General features: G+C 57.2%; 23 protein-coding genes. 16 read left to right on the top strand and 7 right to left on the bottom strand.

From position 1 onward, the window contains the following. Positions 1-61: 61 nt before the first annotated feature. Positions 62-2323, bottom strand: a complete 2262-nt coding sequence (gene ptsP, locus KF947_RS19140) for a phosphoenolpyruvate--protein phosphotransferase (protein WP_223288260.1) — start codon at positions 2321-2323, stop codon at positions 62-64. 88 nt (positions 2324-2411) lie between these two features. Next, positions 2412-2903 (bottom strand): RNA pyrophosphohydrolase, encoded by a 492-nt coding sequence (gene rppH, locus KF947_RS19135; RefSeq protein ID WP_088701249.1) that lies wholly within the window; start codon positions 2901-2903, stop codon positions 2412-2414. 213 nt (positions 2904-3116) lie between these two features. Between rppH and KF947_RS19130 the strand changes: the two genes are divergently transcribed. After that, the gene (locus tag KF947_RS19130; RefSeq protein ID WP_133730312.1) at positions 3117-3773 is read left to right on the top strand and encodes an HAD family hydrolase; all 657 of its coding nucleotides are present in this window, start codon (positions 3117-3119) and stop codon (positions 3771-3773) included. A 104-nt stretch (positions 3774-3877) separates the two neighbouring features. Here the strand turns inward: KF947_RS19130 and KF947_RS19125 are convergent, their stop codons facing one another. After that, on the bottom strand, positions 3878-4852 hold the full coding sequence (locus tag KF947_RS19125) for a malate dehydrogenase (protein ID WP_227404814.1): 975 nt from the start codon (positions 4850-4852) through the stop codon (positions 3878-3880). Between the two features lie 242 nt (positions 4853-5094). Here KF947_RS19125 and KF947_RS19120 point away from each other — a divergent pair, with 242 nt between their 5' ends. Together KF947_RS19120 and KF947_RS19115 are read left to right on the top strand one after the other, a co-directional pair. Beyond that, entirely contained in the window at positions 5095-6213 is a 1119-nt protein-coding gene (locus KF947_RS19120; RefSeq protein WP_133730310.1) for an efflux RND transporter periplasmic adaptor subunit, read from the top strand. Further along, positions 6197-9265, top strand: a complete 3069-nt coding sequence (locus KF947_RS19115; protein ID WP_227404813.1) for an efflux RND transporter permease subunit — start codon at positions 6197-6199, stop codon at positions 9263-9265. The genes KF947_RS19120 and KF947_RS19115 overlap by 17 nt, the downstream gene beginning before the upstream one ends. Positions 9266-9372: 107 nt before the next feature. Here the strand turns inward: KF947_RS19115 and rsd are convergent, their stop codons facing one another. Then, positions 9373-9861, bottom strand: coding sequence for a sigma D regulator (rsd, locus tag KF947_RS19110; protein WP_227404812.1), 489 nt, complete (start codon positions 9859-9861; stop codon positions 9373-9375). Positions 9862-10232: 371 nt separating this feature from the next. On the opposite strand from rsd, the gene KF947_RS19105 reads away from it, so the two are divergent. The 13 genes from KF947_RS19105 to KF947_RS19045 all read left to right on the top strand — a co-directional run bounded on the left by KF947_RS19105 (position 10233) and on the right by KF947_RS19045 (position 23251). Beyond that, complete coding sequence (locus KF947_RS19105; protein WP_227404811.1) at positions 10233-12518, top strand: bifunctional salicylyl-CoA 5-hydroxylase/oxidoreductase; 2286 nt, start codon at positions 10233-10235, stop codon at positions 12516-12518. After that, on the top strand, positions 12515-13285 hold the full coding sequence (locus KF947_RS19100) for an SDR family NAD(P)-dependent oxidoreductase (protein ID WP_227404810.1): 771 nt from the start codon (positions 12515-12517) through the stop codon (positions 13283-13285). Before KF947_RS19105 ends, KF947_RS19100 begins: the two co-directional genes overlap by 4 nt. Then, complete coding sequence (locus KF947_RS19095; protein WP_227404809.1) at positions 13282-13740, top strand: MarR family winged helix-turn-helix transcriptional regulator; 459 nt, start codon at positions 13282-13284, stop codon at positions 13738-13740. The genes KF947_RS19100 and KF947_RS19095 overlap by 4 nt, the downstream gene beginning before the upstream one ends. 52 nt (positions 13741-13792) lie before the next feature. After that, positions 13793-14596 carry an enoyl-CoA hydratase family protein gene (locus KF947_RS19090; protein WP_413614111.1) on the top strand — a complete coding sequence of 268 codons (804 nt, stop codon included), beginning with the start codon at positions 13793-13795 and terminating at the stop codon, positions 14594-14596. Further along, positions 14596-15729: an acyl-CoA dehydrogenase family protein gene (locus KF947_RS19085; protein ID WP_227404808.1), complete on the top strand. Its 1134-nt coding sequence runs from the start codon at positions 14596-14598 to the stop codon at positions 15727-15729. The genes KF947_RS19090 and KF947_RS19085 overlap by 1 nt, the downstream gene beginning before the upstream one ends. Positions 15730-16088: 359 nt before the next feature. Further along, positions 16089-17786: a benzoate-CoA ligase family protein gene (locus tag KF947_RS19080; RefSeq protein ID WP_227404807.1), complete on the top strand. Its 1698-nt coding sequence runs from the start codon at positions 16089-16091 to the stop codon at positions 17784-17786. A 41-nt stretch (positions 17787-17827) separates the two neighbouring features. Continuing rightward, positions 17828-18970 carry an ABC transporter substrate-binding protein gene (locus KF947_RS19075; protein ID WP_223288213.1) on the top strand — a complete coding sequence of 381 codons (1143 nt, stop codon included), beginning with the start codon at positions 17828-17830 and terminating at the stop codon, positions 18968-18970. A 63-nt stretch (positions 18971-19033) separates the two neighbouring features. Next, positions 19034-19954, top strand: a complete 921-nt coding sequence (locus KF947_RS19070) for a branched-chain amino acid ABC transporter permease (protein WP_133730300.1) — start codon at positions 19034-19036, stop codon at positions 19952-19954. Continuing rightward, a complete protein-coding gene (locus KF947_RS19065; protein ID WP_227404806.1) occupies positions 19947-20987 on the top strand; it encodes a branched-chain amino acid ABC transporter permease in 1041 nt (346 codons plus the stop codon). Before KF947_RS19070 ends, KF947_RS19065 begins: the two co-directional genes overlap by 8 nt. After that, positions 20980-21732 (top strand): ABC transporter ATP-binding protein, encoded by a 753-nt coding sequence (locus KF947_RS19060; RefSeq protein ID WP_133730299.1) that lies wholly within the window; start codon positions 20980-20982, stop codon positions 21730-21732. Before KF947_RS19065 ends, KF947_RS19060 begins: the two co-directional genes overlap by 8 nt. Further along, positions 21725-22405, top strand: coding sequence for an ABC transporter ATP-binding protein (locus KF947_RS19055; protein ID WP_133730298.1), 681 nt, complete (start codon positions 21725-21727; stop codon positions 22403-22405). Before KF947_RS19060 ends, KF947_RS19055 begins: the two co-directional genes overlap by 8 nt. Before the next feature lie 13 nt (positions 22406-22418). Then, on the top strand, positions 22419-22826 hold the full coding sequence (locus KF947_RS19050; RefSeq protein WP_133730297.1) for an acyl-CoA thioesterase: 408 nt from the start codon (positions 22419-22421) through the stop codon (positions 22824-22826). A gap of 11 nt (positions 22827-22837) precedes the next feature. Beyond that, on the top strand, positions 22838-23251 hold the full coding sequence (locus KF947_RS19045) for a RidA family protein (RefSeq protein ID WP_133730296.1): 414 nt from the start codon (positions 22838-22840) through the stop codon (positions 23249-23251). Between the two features lie 151 nt (positions 23252-23402). On the opposite strand, the gene KF947_RS19040 is transcribed toward KF947_RS19045, so the two are convergent. The 3 genes from KF947_RS19040 to gshA are packed head-to-tail and all read right to left on the bottom strand — an operon-like array spanning position 23403 to position 26434. Next, complete coding sequence (locus KF947_RS19040) at positions 23403-24266, bottom strand: alpha/beta hydrolase (RefSeq protein ID WP_133730295.1); 864 nt, start codon at positions 24264-24266, stop codon at positions 23403-23405. 27 nt (positions 24267-24293) lie between these two features. Then, positions 24294-24794 (bottom strand): disulfide bond formation protein B, encoded by a 501-nt coding sequence (locus tag KF947_RS19035; protein WP_133730294.1) that lies wholly within the window; start codon positions 24792-24794, stop codon positions 24294-24296. Next, positions 24791-26434 (bottom strand): glutamate--cysteine ligase, encoded by a 1644-nt coding sequence (gene gshA, locus KF947_RS19030; RefSeq protein WP_227404805.1) that lies wholly within the window; start codon positions 26432-26434, stop codon positions 24791-24793. Before gshA ends, KF947_RS19035 begins: the two co-directional genes overlap by 4 nt.

Below are 26434 nucleotides of genomic sequence, written 5' to 3'. Positions count from 1 at the left end.
CTGGCAGCGTTAATTAATTCCACACTGAGTTACTAAGAGCCTTTTAAAACGTTGCTAAAACTTAGTCGCGGGGCGGCATAAGGTGCGTTAGCTGCCACTCATCCATACGCCCCTCTAGATGGGTATGCACCTGGGCAGGAGTGTCTAGCGCCATCACTTCCTTGAGCAGTTGCTCGGCATCGCTAAACGGCACCCGTCGAATGGCCGCACGCACTTTAGGCAAACTTGGCGCATTCATAGAAAGACTGGAAAAGCCCATGGCCATGAGCAGCAAGGCCCCAGCGGGGTCACCGGCCAACTCGCCGCATAGCGAAATTGGCTTATTGAGGCGCTTGGCATCAGTAGCCAGCTCCAGTAGAGCACCGAGCAGCGCCGGGTGCAGCGCATCGTAAAGGCTCGATACGCGCGGGTTATTGCGATCCACTGCCAGTAAGTACTGGGTTAGATCGTTGCTGCCCACGGAGAAGAAGTCGACTCGCTTGGCCAGTGCGTCCATTTGATAAATAGTGGCAGGCACTTCAATCATCACGCCCACCTGAGGCCTGACAACCGTAATCCCTTCTTCGCCCAGCTCTAGAATGGCGCGATCCAGCAGGCGCAACGCTTCATCGACCTCTTCGACGTTGGTGATCATTGGGAAGAGAACGTAGAGATTATCCAGATCAATGGAGGCTTTGAGCATGGCGCGCAACTGCACCATTAGTACTTCAGGGTGATCCAGCGTCACCCGCATACCTCGCCAGCCAAGGAACGGGTTGGCCTCCTCAATGGGGAAATAGGGCAGATCTTTGTCGCCACCGATATCCAGGGTACGCATCACTACCGGCAGCGGCGCGAAGCCTTCGAGCTGGTCACGATAGAGTTTGGTCTGCTCTTTTTCACCGGGGAAGCGTTCGGTAATCATAAACGGCACTTCGGTTCGGTAGAGGCCCACTCCACCGATACGACTTTTAAGCAGCGCGGTGGCATCTACCGCTAAGCCGGTATTGACCATAAGCGGCATGGTGTGGCCGTCGGGCGTGGCGCTGGGCAGATCTTGCTCGTGTTCTAGCAGTTCGCTCAGCGCCTCTTCTTCGGCGATCAGACTTTCATAACGGGCAGTAAGTTCAGGCGCTGGGCGCACAAACAGGCGGCCGCGGTGGCCGTCCAGCACCACCGGCGCACCGCCTAGGCGTGGTAACGGTAAATCCACCATACCCAACACCGTAGGAATGCCCATGGCTCGGGCTACAATCGCCACGTGAGACGTACTGGAGCCGCGCACCGAGACTAGCCCTTTAAGCTTCTCGCGGGGAACTTCGCCCAGCATGGCAACGCTAATTTCGTCGCCGACCAAGATCGCGTTATCGGGGTAGGTTTCTGGCGTGGACGGGGTATCTTCCTGCAGGTGCGCGAGTACCCGGCGGCCCAGATCGCGAATATCTGCCGCCCGTTCGCGCAGGTAGTTATCGTCGACCCGCTCTAAGTACTGCACGTGGCGACGCACTACGTCGGCCAAGGCACCTGGCGCCCACTGCCCCTCACGAATACGCTTTTCTACTTCATCGGCCAGCGCCGCTTCGCCCAGCATTTGCTGGTAGACATCAAATAGCGCCAGCTCTTGTGCAGAGATACGGCTTGCCAAGCGCTCTGCCGCCGCACGAATTTCGCTGCGGGTTTTACCGATAGCCTCCTTTAAGCGCGCTACTTCATAGTCCTGATCACTTGGAATGAGGTCGGGCACGCTATTCAGGTCGGAGGGAGGCGTAATCACCACCGCTTCCCCCATGGCCATGCCGGGTGAGGCAGCCACGCCTTTGAACATTGCCTGCCCACCGGCAAGCGCCGGGCGTAGCAGGTTGCCCGTGGCTAAAGCATGCGCCAACACCCCCGCCAACTGCGCCGCCATGGTGACCAGGAAGGCTTCGTCCTCATCATCATAGCGGCGCTTTTCGGCTTGCTGAACAACCAATACGCCCAGCATGTGTCGCTGGTGAATAATCGGCACACCCAGAAAACTGGAGTAGCGCTCTTCTCCGGTCGCTTCAAAATAGCGGAACTGTGGGTGGGTCTGGGCGTCCTCGAGGTTAAGCGGCTCGCTGCGCTTGGCCACCAGGCCCACCAGGCCTTCGCCTAACGGCAGTACTACGCGCCCTACTGCCTGGGTACGCAGACCAATGGTCTCCATCAATACCAGCGACTCAAGTTCCTTGTCGTAGAGGTAGAAGGAACACACATCGGTCTGCATCGCTTTACGAATTCGGCGTACCATCGTGGACAGCGCGGCGTCGAGGTTGCGCGCGCCATTCACTTCCTGAATCACCCGGCGCAGCACCTCAAGCATGGACGTTTTACTTTTCACTATTATTTGCCTCGCTGAGGAATTTCCTGGCAAACTGCTGCCGCCCTATTTTGGGCAGCGGCACGTCGCCCTAATCTTCATCCTGTGCCAGGCGTTGAACGCGGGGAGACAACTCTCGTAGCGCGCGCCGATATACCTCTCGCTTGAAGGGCACGACCTGCCCTAGCGGGTACCAGTAGCTTACCCACCGCCACCCATCAAACTCGGGCGTTGGGGTTGCCGTCATACAGATCTGGCTTTCCTGGCAACGGATTTTAAGTAAAAACCACTTCTGCTTCTGGCCTATACAGACCGGACGCGAATGTGTGCGAATCATACGTCGTGGCAGACGGTAACGTAGCCAGCCCCGGGTGCAGGCAACAATATCAACATCGTCGGCGGTTAGGCCGATCTCTTCGTAAAGCTCACGAAAAAGTGCTTGTTGTGGCGTCTCGCTTGCATTGATGCCCCCCTGGGGAAATTGCCACGCATTTTGTCCTACCCGACGCGCCCAAAGCAGCTGCCCCTGGCTATTGGCAATGATGATGCCAACATTGGGGCGAAAGCCGTCAGCGTCGATCACGGACATCACCTTATAAATTTTCAGTTATCCCCATTTTTCCACAAGGGTGACAAGCGTATCAATACAATATAACGCTAAGTCATGAATGGTTGCGGAGAGTCGGTGGGAATGGCGGTGCGACTCTGCGATAATCCGCGTCCGCTATTTGCCTTACTAGCGTCTGTTACACCAACACTAATCGCTTATTACCACTGACTAAAAAAGGGGAGCGCCGTGAGTCTGGCCATTTTCGATTTGGATAATACGCTGCTATCCATCGACAGCGATCATGCCTGGGGCGAGTTTTTACTCGAACAAGGGGCAGTCGACCCGGTCGCTTACCGGGAAGCCAACGAGCGCTTCATGGCCGATTACAATGCGGGCACCCTGGACATGGCCGCCTTTTTGGAAATGGCGCTTAAGCCCCTGGCCGATAATTCCCCGGAACAGCTTTCGGCGTGGCACCAGCAGTTTATGGTCAGCAAGATCGAACCCAGTATTCTACCTAAAGCCGAAGAGCTGCTGGCGCGCCACCGCACCAAAGGCGACACGCTGCTGATCATTACCGCCACTAACCGCTTTATTACCGCGCCTATTGCCGAGCGGCTGGGTGTCGATCATTTAATCGCGGTGAACCCGGAAGTCAAAGAGGGCCGCTACACGGGCCGCGTCTCGGGCATTCCCAGCTACCGCGAAGGCAAAGTCACCCGCTTGGAAAAGTGGCTGGAAGGTCAAGACCTGACCATGGAAGGCGCGTGGTTTTACAGCGACTCGCACAATGATTTACCGCTATTAGAAATAGTCGAGCACCCCGTCGCCGTAGACCCCGACGACACCCTGCGCGAGATCGCCAAAGAACGCCAATGGCGGATCATGAGTTTGCGGGATTGAGGCTTGTGAATGTTGATGAGTAAACGGTAATAAAAAACCCCGCAAGCCAGGCTTGCGGGGTTTTGCGTTTACTAACGCTAGTGTAAAAGCGTCAGCGGGCGCGTTTAGCCGAGCAGGTGCTCGACGGCTGCACGCTCTTCGCGCAATTCTTTCTCGGTGGCTTTCATCTTCTCTTGGCTGAATTCGTCAATTTCGAAGCCTTGAACGATTTCATACTTGCCACCCTGGCAACGCACTGGGTAGGAGTAGATGATGCCTTCTTCGATGCCGTAGCTGCCGTCAGAAGGAATCGCCATGCTGACGATGCCTTTGGAACCCAGCGCCCAGTCGTGCATATGGTCGATGGCGGAAGAGGCAGCAGAGGCAGCAGAGGAAGCGCCACGTGCTTTAATAATAGCCGCACCGCGCTGCTGCACGGTGGGGATAAAGTCGTTTTCGTACCAGTCGCGCTCAACCAGATCAAACGCCGCTTTGCCGTCGACTTTACACTGGGCCAGATCCGGGTACTGGGTGGCACTGTGGTTGCCCCAGATGATCATGTTTTCAACGTCAGTGACATGCTTACCGGTTTTCTGTGCCAGCTGGGTCAGGGCACGGTTGTGATCCAGGCGCGTCATGGCGGTGAACTGGCCTGCATTCAGATCCGGCGCGTTGCAGGAAGCAATCAGCGCGTTGGTGTTGGCCGGGTTACCGACGACCAGCACTTTCACATCACGGCTAGCGTGATCGTTCAAGGCTTTACCTTGCACGGAGAAGATCGCTGCGTTGGCTTCCAGCAGGTCTTTACGCTCCATGCCCGGGCCGCGCGGACGTGCGCCAACCAGCAGAGCGAAATCAGCGTCTTTGAAGGCTACGTTCGGATCGTCAGTAGCAACGATCTCTTGCACCAGCGGGAAGGCACAGTCGTTAACTTCCATTACCACGCCGTTCAGGGCGTCCATTGCCTGGGGAATTTCCAGAAGCTGGAGAATGACAGGCTGATCCGGCCCCAACATGTCGCCAGCGGCGATGCGGAAAATAAGAGAGTAGCTGATCTGACCGGCGCCGCCGGTAATCGCAATACGTACTGGATCTTTCATCATTGCTCCTTGATTGGTTCGCCTAGGGATGGTTCTCGCCTGAGGAGTGGCTTAACAGAACTCAAGACGCAAAGATGGTATGCCCAGCCGGGCAAAAACTCAATCAGACATGCGACTACTACCAATTTGTAATACTAGCCCTTCGCTCAGCGGCTTGCTGCTCGCTGAAAAGGACGAGTTGCGCTATGGTATCTTCGGTTTTATGACCTCCTTTCTTGTGTTGCTAAGGACATGGATGCTCCATGCGAAAAATTCCGTTCTCTTATGCATTGGCTAGCTTACTGGTGCTGGCGCTAGTGATATGGCTCGCTTTTGGTAATTTTCAGCGCTTTCAAACCACGCCCCCAGACGCTCCAGCCCGCAGCGAAGCAGGCTCGCGGGTCGAAATAGTCGTACAGCAGAGTACCCCGTTTATTCCTCAACAAATTATCCAGGGCCAACTGACGGCAGAGCGCGAAACTACCCTACGCGCCAACGTCACGGGCTTTGTGACTGAGAAGCCGGTCGCGCAAGGTAGCCGCGTTGCGGCGGGTGATACGCTACTGGTGCTTGATAATGACGCCCTGCCCGAGCAGCTACAGCAGGCTCGGGATGAACTAGCGGTGGCCGAGGCGGAGTATGCCGGAGCACGCAACCTACGCCAGCGGGAGCTGATTTCCCAGCCAGAGTTACTGCGCTTACAGAGCGCACTAAGCGCCAGCGCTGCCTCGGTGGCACAGCTGCAGAAGCAACTGGACGACAGCCGCCCCACGGCCCCTTTTGATGGCGTGCTGAACCGTGTCCAGGTGGAGCTAGGCGACTTGCTGCAGCCCGGTGAAGAGTGGGGCCAGTTGGTCGATGACCGCCACTTGAAGGGAGCCGCCTGGGTTTCTCAGCAGCAGGTGGGCGATTTAAGCGAAGGTTTACCGGTGACCGCACGGCTACTCAATGGCGACCACCTCGAAGGTGAGCTGACCTTTATTAGCCACCGCGCAGAAGAAGCCACGCGTAGCTTTTATATCGAAGCCACCCTGGACAACCCGGCGGGTAAGCGCTTGGCAGGCGGCAGCGCAGAGTTGACGATTACCTTGCCGCCCCGCCAGGTGCACACCCTTTCGCCTGCGCTGCTGAGTTTGGACAGCGAAGGACAGCTGGCGGTAAAGCACTTGGATGAGAACGACAAAGTACAGCTGACCACCGTGGAACTGGTAAGTGCCGATACGCAACGCGCCTACGTGACCGGCCTACCCGACCCACTACGCCTGATTACACTGGGCGCTGGCATGGTGGATACTGGTGAAACCGTGACCCCGGTGCCTGTTGAAGAGGCGATTATTTCACAGCCAGCGGAACAGGATAGCGTTCATGCGCCAGTTGATTAACGCGGCGCTAGCCCATACCCGCACGACGCTACTGCTGTTGGTAAGCCTTCTGTTGGCGGGTATTACGGCCTGGCAGGTGATTCCCAAGGAAGCCAACCCCGACGTCACCATCCCGATGATTTATGTCTCGCTGTCACTGGAGGGAGTGAGCCCCGAAGATGGCGAGCGGCTGTTGATCCGCCCCATGGAGCAGGAATTGCGTGGCATTGAAGGGCTGCGCAAGTTCACCGCCCAGTCCAGCGAGGGGCATGGCTCGATTACGTTGGAGTTCGATCCTGGCTTCGACCCAGATACCGCGCTGACCGACGTGCGTGACCGGGTAGACATCGCGCGCAGCGAGCTACCTTCCGAGGCCGATGAACCACGTGTCATGGAGGTCAACGTATCGGAGTTTCCGGTCTTGACCATAGGCCTTTCCGGGCAGCTGGATACCCGTGAGCGCATGACGATTGCCCGGCGCTTGCAGGAGGAGATCGAAGGCATTGCTGATGTGCTGGAAGTCGATATTGCCGGTGAACGGGAAGACTTGCTGGAGATCGTCGTCGATCCACTGGTGCTGGAGAGCTACGGCGTTGATTTTGACACGCTGTTTAATCAGGTATCGCGCAATAACCGTCTGGTGGCAGCGGGCAGTTTGGATACCGGCGCGGGGCGTCTTGCGCTGAAAGTCCCCGGCATTATTGAGTCCCTTGACGATGTGATGAATATGCCGGTCAAGGTCGATGAGGATCGCGTGGTTACCTTTGGCGATGTGGCCTGGATCAACCCCACCTATAAAGAGCCGGAAGGCTTCGCCCGCATTGATGGCCAACCCGCGGTGGTGCTGGAAATTTCCAAACGCGCCGGGGCGAACATTATCGCCACCATTGGCGCAGTTCGTGACCGCTTAGCCGAAGCAGATGACGTGCTTCCCGAGCAGCTGCGCTTTACCACCATACTGGATGAGTCGACCACCGTTGAGAATATGCTCTCCGAGCTGCTCAACAACGTGCTGACCGCCGTGGCGCTGGTATTGATTGTCGTGGTGGCAGTCATGGGCTGGCGCATGGCGCTGCTGGTCGGCCTCACCATTCCCGGCGCCTTCTTAACCGGCATTCTCCTCATCTGGGTATTTAGCTTTACGCTCAATATCGTGGTGCTGTTTGGCCTGATCTTGGTGGCGGGCATGCTGGTGGATGGCGCTATCGTTGTCAGTGAGCTTGCCGATCGACATCTGCGCGATGGCCAAACGCCTCATCAGGCTTGGCTCAACGCTGCGTCAAGAATGAGCTGGCCGGTGATTGCTTCGACGGCCACTACGCTCGCCGTATTTATCCCCCTGCTGTTCTGGCCCGGCGTGGTCGGTCAGTTTATGAAGTACCTGCCCGCCACGGTAATTCTGTGCCTGCTGGCATCGCTGGCCATGGCACTGGTGTTTTTGCCTACTCTGGGGCGCCTTTTTACGCGTACCACGGCGACGACAGGCGCTAATCATGAAGAGACCACAACATCATTTGGTCGCGGCTATCGCCACCTACTGGCCAGGCTGCTGATGCACCCTGCCTGGGTACTGCTGGTGACCATATTATTAATGGCGCTGCTGTATACCGGCTATGCCCGCTTTAACCACGGTATCGACTTCTTCCCAGCCGTTGAGCCCGACAGCGCCCAGGTACTGGTGCGAGCCCGAGGCGACTTCTCTGCCGTGGAAACCGATGCCATTGTGCAGCGGGTAGAAGCCAAACTCTCCGGGATGAGCGAAGTGCGAGCGCTATATGCCCGCTCTTTTGCGGTGCCTAACGAGCAGATGGGCAACGACGTGATTGGCATGCTGCAGTTCCAGTTTATCGACTGGCATGAGCGTCGCCCTGCCCAGGCCATTTTGGACGATATGGCCGAGCGCGCCGGGGATATTCCTGGCATTACGCTGGAATTTCAGGAGCAGGAGATGGGTCCCGGCGGCGGTAAGCCGATCGTGCTCGAAGTGAGCGCCACTAATCCCGACGTCGCCGATGCGGGCGTGAACCGGCTAACCCAACTGATGCGCGAGCTGGGCGGCTTTACCGATATTCAGGATAACCGCAGCCTGCCTGGCGTGGAGTGGCGGGTTAACGTGGATCGTGAAGCCGCGGCGCGCATGGGTACCGATGTAACGACCATCGGTAGCGCGGTTCAGCTGCTCACCACCGGCCTACAGGTGGCGAGCTACCGGCCACCTGAAGTCAACGATGAAGTGGACATCCGCGTGCGCCTGCCGCAGAACTGGCGCTCGCTGGATCAGTTGGAGCGGTTGACGATCAATACTCAGCGAGGCCAAGTGCCAATCTCACATTTTGTGACCCTGGAACCAGCACCTAAGGTCGGCACCCTGAACCGCATTGATGGCCGACGTGCCATTACGGTAGACGCCGACCTGGCACCTGGATATCTCGCCGATGAGCGCCTGGGCGCCCTACTGGCGGCGGGAAGCGACAGTTTGCCCGACGGTTTGATGGTCAACGTGGCGGGCGAGCAGGAAGACCAGCAGGAGTCTATGCAGTTCTTAGCCAGCGCCTTCTTGATTGCTATCGGCTTGATGGCGCTGATTCTGGTCACCCAGTTCAATAGCTTTTACCAGGCGGGGTTGGTGCTCTCAGCGATTGTGTTTTCCACCGCGGGTGTGCTCATGGGCCTACTGATTACCGGCCAGGCTTTTGGCATTGTCATGGTGGGGATGGGCGTGATTGCCCTGGCGGGCATCGTGGTCAATAACAACATTGTCTTGATCGATACCTACAACGAATTGCGCGGCCAGGGTATGACACCCAGCGAGGCTGCACTCGAAGCGGGCTGTTTACGCCTACGCCCGGTGCTATTAACGGCGATTACCACGGTGCTGGGGTTAATGCCGATGGTGCTGGGGATCAACGTAGACCTGTTCACCCCGGCCCTGGGCTTTAATGCTCCCTCCGCCCAGTGGTGGACGCAGATGTCGAGCGCCATAGCCGGCGGGCTCACCTTCGCCACCGCGCTAACGCTGTTGCTCACGCCGTGTATGTTGGTGATTGGTGGGAAGCTTCGTCGTAGGGGGTAAATGATGTATCGATTTTTAGCCCACTTGCAACAACGGCCCAGCGGAGTAGGCGTAACAATGAAAGGCTCAAAAGCGCCGCATGGCGGCGCCTGTTTAACAGGGTCTTATTAAGCAGGGGCTTTGGTGTGCTGCGGGCTATGGGCTGCGTGCAAGCGCGCGATTAACTGGTCTTCCAGCGCGAAGCGTTCAGTAAGGCCACGGGCTAAGCGGTCAATCCAGGCAGGCAGGCGTGCGATATTTTGCTCGCAGCTAAGCGTGGAGCCAAAATCGGTATCAAACTCCAGCACCATCTCGGTGGACATTTCCAGACGTTCGAGCAACTTCGACGCGATGACGAGTGCGCTCCCGTCGCCAAAGGCCCGTGCCTCTTCCGAGAGCTGGGGGTAAATCTCAAAGTGACCTGCGCTGATGTAATCCATTAGCTTTTCACTGAACGTATCGATAGGTGCTTTGCTGACTGCTTCCAGCTCAGCATCACACGCCTCTTTCAGTTCGATAAAGCTAATTAGTAGCTGACGACGCTGATCCAGCCATCGGTCGATAAGAGTATGCACGCCTCCCCAGCGCTCCAGGGCATTTTTGCAATCTTCGAGCATGGGGCTTTCTCCTTAAACTCACCTTTAACAACTATTAACTACTCAAAACAGCGATAGGCTTAGAGTCGCGCCTACACCTACCTCTGTCAATCCCAGCAAGTACGGTTTCCATGGTACTAAAAGTTCACTGCCCATAACGCTTTCTTCTATAGCTGATAACCAGCGCCCTCAAGCGGCTGCCACTGCCATATTCCTGCGTCTATTCATGCTCTCATCTTCCGGCCACCATTGCGAGCAGAGCCGCATGAGGGTTTTAAACGCTCACAAGCCTACTCACAGAAAAATACTTTAAGCTTAAAAAGTTTATGCTTGAATTTTATAAAACCTTCTCCTATCTTCAGAAATGAGTGTGTTTCCAGTGGAGAATAAAAATGAGAATCGCCTGCCTGGGTGGAGGGCCTGCCGGCCTCTATTTCGCTATCAGCATGAAGTTACACGACCCCTCCCATGAGATGGTGGTGATTGAGCGCAACCGTGCAGACGACACTTTCGGTTGGGGCGTGGTGCTGTCAGACGAAACCCTCGACAACCTGGCCGCCAACGACCCGGTCAGCGCAGAGCGAATTCGCGAGCATTTCGCCTATTGGGACGATATTGCGGTCGTTCATAAGGGCGTTAAAACCGTTTCTACAGGTCACGGATTCTGTGGCATTGGCCGCCGCCAACTGCTGATTCTGCTCCAAGAGCGCGCTCGTGAGCTGGGCGTAGAGATGCGCTTTGAAACCGATATAACGGAAGCCTCCATTGAGCAGCTCCGTCGTGAATATGACCTGGTACTGGCCGCCGACGGTCTCAACTCCCGCACCCGCCAAACTTACGCCGACCACTTCAAGCCCGACATTGATGTACGGGCGTGTAAGTTCGTTTGGCTGGGCACCCATCAAACCTTCAACGATGCCTTCACCTTTATTTTCGAGAAGACCGAGCATGGCTGGGTATGGGCCCACGCCTATCAGTTTGATAAGGATACGGCGACCTTTATCGTTGAGTGCAGTGAAGCCACCTGGCAGGCGTTTGGCTTTGGCGAAATGAACCAGCAGGAGTCGATAGCCGTCTGCGAGCGTATCTTTGCCAAGCATCTTGACGGCCACGCGCTGATGACCAACGCCAACCATATTCGTGGCTCAGCGTGGATAAACTTTCCACGAGTACTTTGCGAACGCTGGAGCTATGAGAACGTGGTGCTGATGGGTGACGCCGCCGCCACCGCGCATTTCTCGATCGGCTCCGGCTCCAAGCTCGCCCTGGAGAGCGCCATTGCACTGGCTAATTACTTGCACAGTGAAAACAGTTCGGAAGCTGCCGTTGCTCGCTATGAAGAGGATCGCCGCTTCGAAGTGCTGCGCCTTCAGTCAGCCGCACGCAACTCCACCGAGTGGTTTGAGCAGATAGAGCGCTACCTGGATCTCGACCCGGTACAGTTCAACTACTCGCTGTTAACCCGCTCCCAGCGCATTAGCCACGAAAACTTACGGGTGCGCGACCCAAATTGGCTGGAGAGCGCAGAGCGCTGGTTTCAAACCCAGGCGGGCAACCCTGGCAGCGCCCGCGCACCGATGTTTGCGCCTTATCAACTGCGCGATATGACCCTGGTTAATCGCGTGGTGGTCTCCCCAATGGCCCAGTACAAAGCCGTCGATGGCTGCCCTACCGATTGGCACTTTAGCCACTACGCAGAGCGCGCCAAGGGTGGCGCAGGCCTGGTGTATACCGAGATGACCTGCGTCAGCCCCACCGGGCGTATTACCCCCGGCTGCCCAGGTTTGTACGCCCCTGAACACGAAGCGGCGTGGAAGCGTCTTTGTGATTTCGTGCACACGGAAACCAAGGCCAAGCTGTGCGCCCAAATCGGCCACTCAGGAGCAAAAGGCTCTACTCAACTGGGCTGGCAGGAAATGGATGCCCCGCTCGCGGATGGCAATTGGCCAATATTGGCAGCTTCAGCACAGCCCTGGTCAGCGCGCAATCAAGTACCCAAAGCCATGGATCGGCGCGATATGGATCGCGTGCGTGACGAGTTCGTTAGCGCGGCGCAGATGGCCGATCGCGCAGGTTTCGACATGATCGAGATTCACGCCGCCCACGGCTACCTGCTCTCTTCGTTTATCACGCCATTAACCAACCACCGTGACGATGAGTATGGCGGCTCACTGGATAACCGGCTGCGCTACCCGCTTGAAGTGATCAACGCCGTGCGTCGCGTGTGGCCTGCCCATAAGCCGCTGTCGGTGCGCATTTCTGCCAACGACTGGTGCGGCGCTGAAGGCATCACCCCCGACGATGCGGTAGAGATCGCCAAACGGCTGCGCGACGCGGAGGTGGATATTGTCGATGTCTCTGCCGGGCAAACCTCGACTCAGGCAAAACCCGTCTATGGACGTATGTTCCAAACGCCCTTCTCTGACCGGATTCGTAATGAGACGCCAATCGCCACCATGGCGGTGGGCAATATCTATCAGGCCGACCATGTGAACTCAATTCTGATGGCTGGGCGCGCCGACTTAGTCTGTATCGCTCGCCCTCATCTTGCCGATCCCTACTGGCTACTGCACGTTGCTGCGGGGCTGGGCGATAGTGAGGTGGAGTGGCCGGCGCCCTACCGAGCCGGCGCCGATCAGCTACAGCGCTTGGCCGAACGTGGCGAGGGCTGGGTATGAGCCAATCCGTTAGAAACTCGGCAGCGAACAGCCTGGCTGGCAAGCGGGCGGTGATTACCGGCGGCGGCAGCGGTATCGGTGCAGATATGGCTCTGGCCTTTGCTCAAGCAGGCGCCGACGTCACCATTACCGGCCGTCGGGAGGCTGCTCTTCAAGCCGTCGCAGAGCAGCACAACGCCATTCACTTCGCGGTGGTCGATGTCACCGACGAAGCCGCCATGGTGGCGCTATTCGAGAAGATCGGCAGTGTGGATATCGTTATTGCCAACGCCGGGGCGGCAGAGAGCGCGCCGTTCGCCAAGACCTCCTTCGAGCAGTGGCAGCGCATGTTGAACGTCAACCTTAGCGGAGTGTTTCTGACCCTGCGCGAGGGCTTGAAGCAGTTGAACGACGGCGGGCGCCTTATCGCCGTTGCCTCCACTGCGGGCCTTAAAGGTTACGCATATGTGGGCGCTTACTGCGCGGCAAAGCATGGCGTAGTGGGGTTGGTACGTTCTCTGGCGGCTGAAACCGCCACCCGCGATATGACCGTTAATGCGCTCTGCCCCGGCTTTACCGATACGCCGTTACTGGCCGCCAGCGTGGAGAATATTGTGACCAAAACCGGCCAGTCAGCCGAACAAGCCACCGCGCACTTTCAATCGACCAACCCCACCGGCCGCTTAGTCACACCTGCGGAAGTCACCGCAACGGCCCTATGGCTATGCGGGCCTAACAGTGGCGCAATCAACGGACAGGCGATCTCAATCTCAGGAGGAGAGGTATGACGGCAGAAAGCTTAAGCAAGGAGCGCCTGCGCTTATGGCTGCGCATGCTACGGGTTACCCGTCAGGTGGAGTCCGAGCTGCGTGAACGCCTGCGCACTGAGCATGACTCTACGCTGCCGCGTTTTGATGTGATGGCCGCGCTATATGCCGCGGAGGAGGGCCTAAAAATGAACGAGCTCTCCAAGCGGCTGCGGGTTTCCAACGGCAACGTCACCGGCATTATTGACCGCTTAGTAGAGGATGGCGCCGTGGAGCGTATTGCCATTGATGGCGACCGGCGCGCCACGCGGGTCTGCCTGACCAGCACTGGTCGCGAAAGCTTCAGGGCCATGGCCGTTGAGCATGAGCGCTGGATCAATGCGCTGTTTGAGGGGGTAACCGAAGAGGACGCTCACCACATAGGCGAACTGCTGCACCGCTTGCCGGCTGCCTCTAAAGACGCCTCCTTATCTTAACGACGGCGGCACAGATTAATCACTGACAGGCGAGAACAAGAGTATGAAGAGCATGGCTGACTTAGCCCCCGAGCATTTTATTTGGGAAATGAGAGGTGGTGTCGCCGTTATCCGGTTGAATCGCCCAGAGCGCAAAAACCCGCTGACCTTTGAGAGCTACGCTGAGCTACGCGACACCTTTCGTGACCTGGTCTATGCCTCGGATGTGCATGCCGTGGTATTTACCTCCAACGGTGAGAACTTCTGCTCCGGCGGCGATGTTCACGAAATCATCGGCCCCCTGGTGGGCAAGGATATGAAGGGCCTGCTCGAGTTCACCCGCATGACCGGGGATCTGGTCAAGGCGATGCTGAACTGCGGCAAACCGATCATTGCCGCTGTCGACGGCATTTGCGTGGGCGCAGGGGCGATTATCGCCATGTCCTCGGATATTCGTTTTGCCACCCCACGCGCCAGCACGGCATTCCTCTTTACCCGGGTGGGCTTGGCGGGCTGCGATATGGGCGCCTGCGCCATGCTACCGCGCATTATCGGCCAGGGCCGTGCCGCCGACCTGCTCTACAGCGGCCGCAGCATGAGTGCCGAGGAAGGCCTGCAGTGGGGCTTCTACAATCGCGTGGTCGAATCGGACGCTCTCGAAGAAGACGCCATCGCCTACGCCACCCGGCTGGCTAGTGGGCCCACCTTTGCCCACAGCATTACCAAGACCCAGCTAAATCAGGAGTGGTCCATGAGCCTGGAGCAGGCCATCGAATCAGAAGCCCAGGCCCAGGCGATCTGCATGCAGACCAACGATTTCGCGCGCGCCTACCACGCCTTTGTAGCCAAACAAAAACCTGAGTTCAAGGGGGACTAATGAGCGACACGAGCTTTCTAGCGTGGCCCTTTTTCGAGGCCAGGCACCGCGAACTTTCCCAGCAGCTCGAAGCGTGGTGCCGCTCTGAACTTCCCCGCGACCACAGCGACGTGGATGCCACCTGTATTCAACTGGTACGCGATTTAGGCAAGGCCGGGTTTCTGGAAGGCACAGCGGGCGAGCATATCGATGTGCGCAGTCTCTGCCTGATCCGTGAAACCCTGGCTCGCCATGATGGCCTGGCCGATTTTTCATTTGCCATGCAGGGGCTGGGAACCGGCGCCATCAGCCTTTATGGCAGCGATGAACAGAAGCAGTGGCTGGACAAAACCCGGCGCGGTGAAGCCATTTCCGCGTTTGCCCTGAGCGAGCCACGCTCGGGATCTGATGTGGCCCAACTGGATACTACCGCCGAGCGCGATGGCGACAGCTACCGCTTAAATGGCGAAAAGATCTGGATCTCTAACGGCGGCATCGCCGACGTCTACACGGTCTTTGCCCGCACCGGCGAAGGTCCCGGTGCCAAAGGCCTTTCGGCCTTTTTAGTGCCTGCCGACACACCCGGACTGGAGATTCGTGAGCGCCTGGAGTCGGTGGCACCTCACCCGCTGGCACGGCTGGGCTTCGACGATATGGTGCTGCCTGCTAGCGCCTTGATCGGCAAGCCTGGGCAGGGCTTTAAGATCGCCATGTCGGTGCTGGACGTTTTCCGCTCCACGGTTGGCGCGGCAGCCCTGGGCTTCGCCCGCAGGGCACTGGAAGAGTCGCTCTCCCGCAGCCGCTCCCGGGAGCTGTTTGGCGCCACTCTTGCTGATCTACAAATGGTGCAGGGCCACTTGGCCGATATGGCGCTAAACGTGGATGCCGCCGCCCTTCTGGTTTACCGCGCTGCTTGGACGAAAGATCAAGGCGCGGAGCGGGTAACTCGCGAAGCGGCAATGGCCAAGCTATTTGCCACCGACCAGGCCCAGCAGGTGATTGACCAGGCAGTACAGCTTCACGGCGGCGACGGCGTTCGCAAAGGCCATATTATCGAAAGCCTCTACCGGGAAATCCGCGCGCTGCGTATTTATGAAGGTGCCTCAGATGTACAAAAAGTAGTCATCGCCCGCAGCATGCTCGCGGAAGAGTAAATAGCAAAAAACCGTACAGTAGCTCTCAAAAACAATAAAACACAACGCCAGACACCGTATCCCTGCCCCAGGGCCATCACAGTTGGAAATGACGTCTTTGAATATCTTCGTTAACGGGAGAAGAGAGCAGGTTGAAGCGAGGGTCTTTTGACAGGGCCGGAAAATGTTCCTGACAATTCCGCCATTCCCGCCATCCATGGCGGTCAGATGTCAAAAGTAGCGCCCAAGGAAGGGTTCACAGCGCCCTCGCGGAAGCCTGCTCTCGAGACCAAAGAGGTGCAGAACACCATCTGAGAAGGATCTGATTCCTATATGGCTTGGGCAGGAATAAACAACGACACCAAATACGGAGGTTGGTCATGTACATCCAGTCGGCCCATGCTGATACTTTTGCGCGGGATAACCTGCCACCCACTGATTGTCAGCCTGAGTTCCTGCTCGCGGGCTACAATTATCCCCAACGACTTAACGCGGGCGTTGAACTCTGCGACCGGCTGCTCGACCAGGGTTACGGTGAACGAATTGCCTTAGCGGGCAATGGCCGTCGTCGCACCTATCAAGAGCTCACCGAGTGGACCAACCGCCTTGCTCACGTGCTAGTCGAAGACCTGGGCGTGGTTCCCGGCCAGCGGGTATTGATCCGTTCGGCGAACAACCCGGCCATGGTGGCCTGCTGGCTGGCCGCCACCAAGGCCGGCGCCGTGGTGGTCAACACCATGCCGATGCTGCGCACCAAAGAGCTATGCCAGGTAATCGATAAAGCGGCAATCAGCCTCGCCCTCTGCGATACCCGCCTGCTCGATGAACTGATTGAGTGCCAACAACATAGCCCGGCGCTCAAACGTGTGGTTGGCTTTGATGGCACAGCTAACCACGACGCAGAGCTTGACCGTTTAGCGCTGGGCAAACCCGCCTCCTTTAAAGCGGTGGATACCGCCGCCGACGATGTGGCGCTGCTGGGGTTTACCTCTGGCACTACCGGCTCACCCAAAGCCACCATGCACTTTCACCGCGACCTGCTGGTCATTGCTGACGGCTACGCCAAGGAAGTCCTACAGGTAACACCCGAGGACGTGTTCGTCGGTTCGCCGCCGCTGGCATTTACCTTTGGCCTGGGCGGGCTGGCCATTTTCCCGCTGCGCTTCGGCGCCACCGCCGTACTACTCGAACACGCCTCCCCGCCCAATATGATGGACATTATCCGCGAGTATCAGGCCACGGTGGTCTTCACCGCACCGACGGCCTACCGGGCGATGCTGTCGGCGCCTACCAGCCATGAGGATTTGAGCAGTCTGCGCGTGGCGGTTTCCGCTGGCGAAACCCTGCCCGCACCGATTTATCATGACTGGATCAAGCAAACCGGTACGCCCATCCTCGATGGCATCGGCGCGACAGAGATGCTGCACATCTTTATCTCCAACCGTCTGGATGACCATCGCCCCAGCTGTACCGGCAAGCCGGTGACCGGTTACGAAGCGCGTATTGTTGATGACGAGATGAATGATGTGCCCCACGGCACGGTCGGCAAACTGGCCGTGCGCGGCCCTACCGGCTGCCGCTACCTGGCCGATAAGCGCCAGCAAAAGTATGTAAAGGCGGGCTGGAATATCACCGGTGATGCGTTTTACCAGGATGAGGAGGGTTACTTCCACTTCGCAGCCCGCAACGACGACATGATCGTCTCGGCAGGCTATAACATCGCAGGCCCCGAGGTGGAAGCAGCCCTGCTGGCTCACCCTGCCGTGAAAGAGTGCGCGGTGATCGGAGCGCCCAGCCAGGAGCGCGGCCAAATTGTCGAGGCTTTTGTTGTTCTAAACGATGGTTTTCAGCAAGATGAAGAGTGTCAGCAAATGTTGCAGGACTTCGTGAAGCAGACCATCGCGCCGTATAAGTACCCTCGCTCCATACGATTTATCGAGGCACTACCTAAAACACCCACGGGTAAGGTTCAGCGCTTTCGGCTGAGCCAGGAGCATTACCTGAGCGCTGGCTCTCCTGGCATCAATGTGAATAGCACTAACATCAACAGCACCAAAACTAATAGCACCAACGCATGACCCTCTAAGTAATAAACGATTAAAAAAATGAGGAATGATCCATGAAAATGATATCCCGCTTTGGCCTTGGCTTACTGCTCTCCTCCAGCCTGGTAACGGCTCACGCTGATGACGTCAAGATCGGCATGATCACCACCCTCTCAGGCGGCGGTTCGCACCTGGGTGTGGACGTTCGCGACGGTTTCATGCTGGCCCTTGAGCAGTCGGGCCGCGACGACGTGGAAGTGCTGATTCAGGATGACGCGAGACGCCCCGACCTGGCACGCACGCTGGCCAACGAGTTTATGCAGCGTGATGAGGTCGATATTCTTACTGGCATTATCTGGTCCAACCTGGCAATGGCGGTCGTTCCTTCGGTGGTACGCCAGGGCACCTTCTACCTGTCACCTAATGCTGGGCCCTCCGATTTGGCAGGGCGAATGTGCCACGAGAACTACTTCAACGTCGCTTACCAGAACGACAACCTGCACGGCGCCATGGGTGCCTACATGCGCGAAGAGGGGTATGAGCGCCCCATCATCATGGCGCCCAACTACCCTGCTGGCACCGATGCACTGGCAGGCTTCAAACACCTTTATGAGGGTGAGGTCGTTGGCGAGCTTTACACCCAAATGGGCCAGACCGACTACGCGGCTGAAATTGCCCAGATTCGCGATAGCGATGCCGACAGCTTGTTCTTCTTCTTACCCGGCGGTATGGGCATCTCGTTTATGAAGCAGTGGGAAAGCTCCGGTGTCGATATGCCGATCTTTGGCGCCGCCTTCTCGTTTGATGAAATCCTCATCAAAGCGGTAGGCAGTGCGGCGATAGGCGCACGCAACACCTCGCTATGGGCCTATGACCTGGAAAACGAGGCCAACGATCGCTTTGTAGAGGGCTTCCGGGAAGCCTATGACCGCACGCCAACGCTATACGCGGCACAAGGTTACGACACCGCCAACCTGATTCTTAGCGCGCTTGAAACTGCACACCCCGATGACAAAGACGCCTTCCGCGAGGCGCTGCGGGCCGCTGACTTTGACAGCGTACGCGGTGAGTTCCGCTTCGGCCCCAACCAGCACCCAATCCAGGATATTTACGTGCGCGAAGTGGTGGAGGGTGACGATGGTGAGCCCACCAATCGCCTGATTGGTATCGCTATTGAAGATATTCAGGACGTCTATTACGAACAGTGCCAGATGTAATGCCGACTCGGCTGGGTGTAGCCACCCAGCCTTTTCTCTTTACCTTCGCTAAGGATGCCCAACGTGTCCGTTACTCTGCTGATAGAGCAATTACTGAACGGCGTGCAGCTTGGCACGATGCTGTTTTTGATGGCCAGCGGCCTCACTTTGGTGTTTGGGGTGATGGGGCTGATCAATCTTGCCCATGGCTCTTTTTATATGGTGGGCGCCTACGCCACGGCAGCGGTGACTGCCTCAACGGGCTCTTTTCTGATTGGACTGGCTGCTGGGATGACTGCGGCCGCCCTGGTAGGTGCACTGGTAGAACTGTTGGTGATACGCCGACTTTACCATCGCCCTCATCTTGATCAGGTATTGGCAACCTTTGCGCTAATACTGATCTTCTCAGAAGGCACGCGCTGGATTTTTGGTTCTTCACCCCTATGGTTGAGTCCTCCTTCTTGGCTGACGGGGTTTGTCACCCTGCCAGGTGATACCCGCTACCCCATCTATCGGCTGATGTTGATTGGAGTGGGTATCGCTATTTCGATTGCCCTTTACTTGCTTATCTCGCGAACTCGACTCGGTATGCGCATTCGGGCAGGTGAAAGCGATCGCGAAATGATTGGTGCGCTGGGGGTCAATATTTCAAAACTCTATACCTTGGTGTTTGCTTTGGGGGCGGCGTTAGCGGGTTTAGCCGGCGCGTTAGTAGGCGCATTGCAATCTGTACAGGTAGGTATGGGCGAGCCGGTGCTCATTTTAGCGTTTGTCGTGATCGTCATTGGCGGTATCGGCTCCATTAAAGGTGCGCTACTCGGTGCCCTGCTGGTGGGTATTGTCGACACCTTGGGTCGGGTCTATTTGCCTATCTTCTTTCAAACGTTTATGCCGCCGTCTGAGGCGACCGGCGTCGGTTCAGCGTTGGCCGCGATGCTGATCTATATCCTCATGGCCGTCATCCTTGCGTTCAAACCTAAGGGACTGTTCTCTGCCCATGACTAACAACACTTCCTTGTCCAAGAACGCCGCGCTAGCGCCCGAAGCGGATAGACCTTTTGACCGCAAAGGGCTGGTTCAGATGGCCCTACTCGGCCTGCTGTTACTGCTACCGGTGTTGGCTTATTTCTCAGGCCACATTTATTACGTCAATCTGGCCTCGCGTATCACCATTATTGCCATGGCGGCCGTTGGCCTTAACCTGGCCATTGGCTATGGGGGCATGGTGAGCTTTGGCCACGCGGCCTATTTCGGCCTAGGTGGCTATGTGGCAGGCATCAGTGCTTATCACGCTTTTGATATGACCCCATTTATGACGTGGCCTTTCAGCGTGCCGGGCAGCGACAATTTACTGGTGGTTTGGCTCGCGGCGGTTCTCCTCTGCGCGCTACTGGCGCTGGCCATCGGCGCCATTTCCCTGCGCACTACCGGTGTCTATTTCATCATGATCACTCTCGCCTTTGCGCAGATGATCTACTATTTTGCCAACTCCTGGCCCACCTATGGCGGCGAGGATGGCCTGCCGATTTACATACGTAACACCTTGCCGCTAGTCGATAGCAGCAATGCACTCACCTATTTCCTGATCTGTTTTATTGGCTTAGTGCTGGCTATGGCGATTACCTCACGGATGATGAAATCCCGTTTTGGCGCTGCCTTGACCATGGCACGGCTTAATGATGTGCGCCTAGCTACCGCGGGGATCAGCCCCTACCCCATTCGCTTGGCAGCCTTTGTCATCTCTGCGGCGATTACCGGGCTTGCTGGTGCGCTCTATGCGGACCTCAACGGCTTTGTTAGCCCCACAATGCTCAGCTGGCACTTCTCCGGGGAACTGATGGTCATCGTCATTTTGGGCGGCGTTGGGCGTCTTTACGGCCCGTTAGCCGGTGCGGTGCTGTTTGTGATGATGGAAACCTTTCTGGGGGGAGTCACCCAGTATTGGCAACTCTTCCTGGGGCTTGTACTGCTTGGAGTGGTGCTGTTTGCCAAGCACGGCGTGATGGGATGGCTAGCAGGGAGAGAACGCAATGAGTGAGGTCGTCCTTTCACTGCAAAATCTGCATAAACGTTTTGGAGCACTGCAGGCGACTAACGATGTCTCGTTAGATCTTAAGCAGGGCGAAATCCACGCGCTAATAGGCCCGAACGGAGCGGGTAAATCGACCCTGATCGGGCAAATAGCCGGTAGCCTGCGTCCTGATGAGGGCCGCGTTTATCTAACCGACACCGAAATGACCGGCATGAGCATTGCTCAACGTGCGCGCCTTGGGCTGGGGCGTAGTTTTCAGGTCTCATCGCTGGCCGAGCCGCTTTCGGTCATGCGTAATGTGATGATGGGCGTTCAAGCGTTACAGAGTCACAGTTTTCGCTTCTGGAAACCCGTTGCCCGCGACCGGAATCTGCTGGATCCCGCCTACGAAGCGCTGGAGCGTATGCAGCTTAGTCACCGCGCTTGGACGCCGGTATTTGAACTTTCCCATGGGGAGCGCCGCCAGGTTGAGGTGGCTTGCGCTCTGGCGCTCAAACCCCGCGCCCTGCTGCTCGATGAACCCATGGCAGGCTTGGGCCCAGAAGGCTCGGCGAAGCTAACCGAGCTGCTGGAGGCGCTTAAGCTGGAAGTGCCCATCCTGCTGATAGAGCACGATATGGAGGCGGTGTTTCGGCTTGCCGACCGCATTTCAGTACTGGTCTCCGGTAGTGTTATCGCCCATGGGGATAGCCAGGCGATTAAGCAGAACCCGCGCGTCCGGGAAGCCTACCTGGGAGATTCCGATGCTTAAAGTTGCCAATATTGAAACGTTTTATGGCCCCTCTCAGGCGCTATTCGGCGTTAATCTCGAAGTAAACGCTGGAGAAATGGTCGCCTTGATGGGGCGCAATGGTATGGGTAAAACCACCACTATTCGCTCGATATTCGGCCTAACCCCGGCCAGCCGCGGCACCATTGAGTTTGAATCCCAGAACCTACGCCGACTGCCCGCCTACCGCATCGCGAAAGCGGGGCTTGGTTTGGTGCCGGAGGGACGCCGCTGCTTCCCCAATTTGTCGGTGCGCGAAAACCTGTTAGTGACGGCACGACCGGGTGAGTGGACGCTGGAGAAGGTAGAAACGCTGTTTCCGCGCCTGGAGGAGCGCCGTGCGCAAATGGCCAAAACGCTCTCTGGCGGTGAGCAGCAGATGCTGGCCATTGGCCGGGCGCTGATGACCAATCCGCGTCTACTAGTGCTGGATGAGGCTACCGAAGGCTTAGCACCGGTTATTCGTCAGGAGATCTGGCGGGCGATTCGCCTGCTCAAGGAGCAAGGCCAGGCCACGCTGCTGGTGGATAAGTCGTTAAGCGAAATTCTGCCCATCGCCGACCGCTGCACCATCCTGGAAAAAGGCTGCACGGCGTGGGAGGGCAAACCCGCCGCGCTGGACAGCGCCATTCGTGACCGTTATCTGGGCGTGTAGGGAGGAGAAAACAGTGGCGTTTACTACCCAGCGAAAAGTCCGTTTCCAGCACTGTGATCCGGCGGGTATCGTTTTTTACCCCCGCTATTTCGAGATGATTAACTCCGTGGTGGAGGATTGGTTTGAGGAGATCGTGCAGAGCGATTTTAACCAACTGCATGTGGAGAGCGGCACCGGGGTTCCTACCGCCGCTATCGACACCCAGTTTCACGCGCCGAGCCGGTTAGGCGAACGACTCACCTTTGAGTTAGCGGTTCAAACCGTTGGGCGTAGTAGCCTGACGCTGCAAATCACTGCTTACTGCGGTGAGCAGAAGCGCCTAACCAGTAATTCAACCCTTGTATATGTGGATCTAAATAGCGGTAAGCCAATGCCCTGGACAGAGGCTATGCGCCAGCACTTTATCGTTGAAAACCTATAAGGATAGCCATAATGAGTGACGCCAACTTTCATCAGCTTCTTCACCCTTCGCATTGGAAAGCAGCGGTCGGTTACGCTAACGGCGTGCTGGCTTCGGGCCAAACTGTGTTTGTAGGCGGCCAGATTGGTTGGAATGCCGACCAGGTATTTGAAAGTGATGACTTTGTCGTGCAAGTGAATCAGGCGCTGCAGAATATCGTGGCGATCTTAAAAGAGGCCAACGCAGGCCCGGAGCATATCGTGCGGTTGACCTGGTATGTGACGGACAAGCAGGAGTATCTGGCGCGGCTTAAGGAGGTGGGCGCTGCCTACCGTGAGGTGCTGGGTAAACATTTTCCGGCGATGACGATGGTTCAGGTGGCGGGGCTGGTTGAGGATCAGGCCAAGGTAGAAATCGAAGCGACTGCGGTGATTCCGGCCGTATAAAATTGCTTATTGAGAGATAACACTAAGCACAAGAACGGAATAGCCTGCAGCGGGGGTCTTTCGCCATGGATGGCGAAAGTAGCGCCCAGGGATGGGTTCACAGCGCCCCCGCGGAAGGCTATTGCGTTCCACTCATAGCTAAGGCGTGTTCTTATAACCCATGAAAATCTTTAATCCACTCAACGAAGCAGCCATCGTTAAGATAGTGTTCAAGAATCGAGAAGTGATCCACGTCAGGAAGTAGCTGCTGAGTCACTGTTTGGCCTTGCTGGCTCAAATGCTCAGCATAGCTGCTCATCTGGCGCTCGAACTCTTCAGGCTCCAGGCTCCCTGCTACCAGCTTTATAGGCGCAGGTACTCGGCACGGCAGCCATAAGGGGCTGAACTCCTGCACATCGCGCCCGCTGAGCTGAAGTTTGGGCTGCAGCCATGACCAAGGGAATGGCCGCAGGTCGTATAAACCGCTGATGCAGAGTGCACCGCGAATTAGCTGGTTGGGTAAGCCAAACGCGCCCTCCCAGTCCGTCGACATCAGCATTGCGCATAGATGCCCACCTGCCGAGTGCCCCGAAATACTCAGCTGCTCCGGATCAACGTCCAATTCAGCGGCATGGCGATAAACGTAGGCCACCGCTGCCTGGCTTTGCCGGACCAACTCGCTAAAGCGCACCTGCGGGCAGAGCGCGTAGTTGACCACCGCGACGGTGATCCCGGCGTTAACCAAGTCATCGACGATAAAGCTAAATTCACGATGGCTCAGCGAGCGCCAGTAGCCGCCGTGGAAAAACACATGCACCGGTGCATTAGGTGTATCGGCATGAAAGATATCCATGCGCTCCGCAAGCGTTGGGCCATAAGGCAGATCGAGACTTACTTTGTGACTGGCGCGGTGGCGGTCACGAGATGCTTCGCTGCGCTCACGCCACGCCTTTACCAACACCAACGGATCTCGCCCCATCATCGGGTCGTAGGCGCGGTCGATCTCTTCCTGGGTCGTGAAGTGTCGATAAAGCATGCCGATCTCCTTATAGCTGCCTTACGGCTATCCCCGGCTCTTAAAAAACAGCATGCGCAGCGGGGCGAGAGCCAGGATGGCAAAACCGATCAGCGTCCAGGCGGGCAGCGAGAGGCCAAGTAAGGAGAAGTCGATATTGGCGCACTCACCTGAGCCGGTTAACACCATGGCCACCACGTCCTGCATGGGCAGAATATCCATCATGTAATCGAGCCCAGGGCCGCAGGAAGGTACTTCATCGGCGGGCAAACCTTGTAGCCAAACGTGACGGCCGGCGATAAAGGCACCAGTTCCCACAGCAGCCAGCGACAGCAGCCCGTAAATCACTTTGCCTACACGCCCGGCGGGGCTGTGGATAGCGGCAATGGCAAACACGATGCCCGCGGCGATCACCGCTACGCGCTGAAAGATACACAGCGGGCAGGGTTCATATCCGCCGATGTGCTCAAGCCCCAGGGCTACCGCCATCATTAAAACGCAGAAGGCTAAACCAGCCAGGGCGGCCGAGCGAAAGGAGTGCAGAATCATTGTCTAACCTCAGATGGCAGCGCCGACATGGCGCGGGACTCACGAGCTTTAGTGAAATAGGCCTGCAAGAACTCCTCGAAGGTCTCTTTATCAGCGGCTTCAATATCGTGCTGCTGCTGGTGTGAGGTCTCAATCAGCTGAGCAAGCAGCGCTTCACGACTGCGCTGCATCGGCGCGGCTTTTAACTGCTCGGCCTGCTCTTTGGCCAAGCTAAGCATCAAATCGCTTAGCGATCCGCCGTTCGCTTTTAACCGTTCCAGCACCTGGGCAGAAGGCGTTAGCGAAGGGTCTGCAAGGCGTGTCGCAAGGCTTGCCAGCGCGTCAGCATGCGGGCTCCCCTCTTCGACCGCATCCAGCAGGCGGGCAACTTCGCCCATCTCGGCGAAAATTTGTTCGCCCCACTCACGCACCGAGGTGGTTTCACCATGGTTGATTAGCATGAGTTCAGGATCACGGCCCCGCTCCACCACCCAACGGCGGTTGTCATCCAAGCGGTCACACTCTTCGTCGGAGATCCACGGGCTGTCGCTGAGCAGGCACCACATCAAAAAGGTGTCCACAAAGCGCATCTGGTCTTCAGTAACGCCCAGGGGGTCGAAGGGGTTTAAATCCAAACAACGTACTTCGATGTACTCCACCCCGCGGGCTTCGAGGGCTTGGCTAGGCGTTTCATTGTGCTTGGCGACCCGCTTGGGGCGAATATCGCTGTAGTACTCGTTCTCGATCTGGAGAATATTGGCGTTCAACTGACGCCACTCACCGTCCACATTAACGCCCATTTTTTCATAGTCGGGCCACGGTGAAGAGATGGCGTGACGCAGGGTATTAACGTAGTTAGAGAGCGAGTTGAAACAGATTTTAAGCTGCGACTGTACTTTGTTTTGATAGCCCAGATCGGACATACGTAGCGTCGTTGCATAGGGGGCAAAGTACGTATCGTCACTAAGCGACTGCAGTTTTTCCGGCACTTTCTGCCCCTCAGGCAAAAAGCTCTTATCGATGGCCGGGGAAGCGCCAAACAGGTAGAGCAGCAGCCAGCTATGGCGGCGGAAGTGGCGGATCATGCCGAAATAGCGGGTGGAGCGGTAGTCGTTGAAGGGGATATTGTTGGCTTTTTCCAACTCGCGCAGTGCGTGCCACATGTCATCGGGCAGCGATACGTTGTAATGAACGCCTGCAATCGCCTGCATGATGCGGCCGTAACGCATGTCCAACCCTTTGCGGTAAACATGCTTCATGGTGCCCACGTTGGAGCTGCCATAATCGGCAATCGGCACGCTGTCGTTGCCGGATAGCCTAGAGGGCATGCTGCCGGGCCAGATCCACTCGTTTTGCAGATGGTGATAGGTAAAGGTATGCAGGTCAGATAGAAAGCACAGCGCTTCACCTGGCTGAGAGTAAACCGGCGTGATGTACTCTAACAGCGACTCTGAGTAGTCGGTGGTGATATGCGGGTGGGTTAATTTCGAACCCAGCGCGTACGGGTGCGGCGTTTGCGCAATGTGGCCAGTAGCATCAACCCGCAGCCCCTCTTTTTCAAGCCCACGACGCAGGCGGCCCAACCGACCAAGGCGCGCACTGGGTATCAGGCGCTCGACTTGCGCGGTCAGCGCGGATGGCACAGTGAGTGGTTCAGGCAA

It is taken from the genome of Halomonas sp. FeN2 (genome assembly GCF_020595105.1).
Classification (GTDB): domain Bacteria; phylum Pseudomonadota; class Gammaproteobacteria; order Pseudomonadales; family Halomonadaceae; genus Vreelandella; species Vreelandella neptunia.
The sequence above is the reverse complement of the archived record's forward strand: the minus strand, read 5'-3'. Positions and strand labels throughout refer to the sequence as shown.

Bases quoted from the DNA above. Each gene is read 5' to 3' on its own strand.
- ptsP (WP_223288260.1), bottom strand. From the start codon at position 2,323: ATGCTTGAGGTGCTGCGCCGGGTGATTCAGGAAGTGAATGGCGCGCGC.
- KF947_RS19125 (WP_227404814.1), bottom strand. From the start codon at position 4,852: ATGAAAGATCCAGTACGTATTGCGATTACCGGCGGCGCCGGTCAGATC.
- KF947_RS19120 (WP_133730310.1), top strand. From the start codon at position 5,095: ATGCGAAAAATTCCGTTCTCTTATGCATTGGCTAGCTTACTGGTGCTG.
- KF947_RS19115 (WP_227404813.1), top strand. From the start codon at position 6,197: ATGCGCCAGTTGATTAACGCGGCGCTAGCCCATACCCGCACGACGCTA.
- rsd (WP_227404812.1), bottom strand. From the start codon at position 9,861: ATGCTCGAAGATTGCAAAAATGCCCTGGAGCGCTGGGGAGGCGTGCAT.
- KF947_RS19105 (WP_227404811.1), top strand. From the start codon at position 10,233: ATGAGAATCGCCTGCCTGGGTGGAGGGCCTGCCGGCCTCTATTTCGCT.
- KF947_RS19100 (WP_227404810.1), top strand. From the start codon at position 12,515: ATGAGCCAATCCGTTAGAAACTCGGCAGCGAACAGCCTGGCTGGCAAG.
- KF947_RS19095 (WP_227404809.1), top strand. From the start codon at position 13,282: ATGACGGCAGAAAGCTTAAGCAAGGAGCGCCTGCGCTTATGGCTGCGC.
- KF947_RS19090 (WP_413614111.1), top strand. From the start codon at position 13,793: ATGGCTGACTTAGCCCCCGAGCATTTTATTTGGGAAATGAGAGGTGGT.
- KF947_RS19085 (WP_227404808.1), top strand. From the start codon at position 14,596: ATGAGCGACACGAGCTTTCTAGCGTGGCCCTTTTTCGAGGCCAGGCAC.
- KF947_RS19080 (WP_227404807.1), top strand. From the start codon at position 16,089: ATGTACATCCAGTCGGCCCATGCTGATACTTTTGCGCGGGATAACCTG.
- KF947_RS19075 (WP_223288213.1), top strand. From the start codon at position 17,828: ATGAAAATGATATCCCGCTTTGGCCTTGGCTTACTGCTCTCCTCCAGC.
- KF947_RS19065 (WP_227404806.1), top strand. From the start codon at position 19,947: ATGACTAACAACACTTCCTTGTCCAAGAACGCCGCGCTAGCGCCCGAA.
- KF947_RS19060 (WP_133730299.1), top strand. From the start codon at position 20,980: ATGAGTGAGGTCGTCCTTTCACTGCAAAATCTGCATAAACGTTTTGGA.
- KF947_RS19055 (WP_133730298.1), top strand. From the start codon at position 21,725: ATGCTTAAAGTTGCCAATATTGAAACGTTTTATGGCCCCTCTCAGGCG.
- KF947_RS19045 (WP_133730296.1), top strand. From the start codon at position 22,838: ATGAGTGACGCCAACTTTCATCAGCTTCTTCACCCTTCGCATTGGAAA.
- KF947_RS19040 (WP_133730295.1), bottom strand. From the start codon at position 24,266: ATGCTTTATCGACACTTCACGACCCAGGAAGAGATCGACCGCGCCTAC.
- KF947_RS19035 (WP_133730294.1), bottom strand. From the start codon at position 24,794: ATGATTCTGCACTCCTTTCGCTCGGCCGCCCTGGCTGGTTTAGCCTTC.